Origin of the sequence: Streptomyces sp. NPDC059371 (assembly GCF_042751995.1) — a bacterium.
Lineage (GTDB): Bacteria > Actinomycetota > Actinomycetes > Streptomycetales > Streptomycetaceae > Streptomyces.
In genome coordinates, this window is sequence record NZ_JBHYXD010000112.1 from 28,926 (window position 1) to 29,221 (window position 296).

Below are 296 nucleotides of genomic sequence, written 5' to 3' on the forward strand. Positions count from 1 at the left end.
GCCCCCCCCCCCCCCCCGGCCCCCACCCCCGGGGGGTGGGGGGGGGGGGGGGTGGGGGGGGGGGGGGGGGGGGGGGGGGGCCCCCCGGGCACAACTGGATCGAGAAGGTGTTGCTCACCGCAGGACGCCGTCGCTCACGACGAACAGCACACCGTGGGGCCGGGCGTCACCGGTGTCGCCGTGCGGCCACGACGTCCGGTTGAAACTGACGCAGGGGTCACCGGTGACCTCGTCACGGAACCGCTTGTCGAGGGAGATGGCGGTCGGTGTTAAACATATACCAGCCCCCCAAACCG

Annotated in this window: 1 protein-coding gene; it reads right to left on the reverse strand. The window is 74.0% G+C overall.

Annotation, left to right across the window (positions count from 1 at the left end):
• Positions 1-114: 114 nt before the first annotated feature.
• The coding region (locus ACFXGX_RS37350; RefSeq protein WP_384800952.1) for a hypothetical protein at positions 115-296 on the reverse strand (182 nt) is incomplete at its 5' end.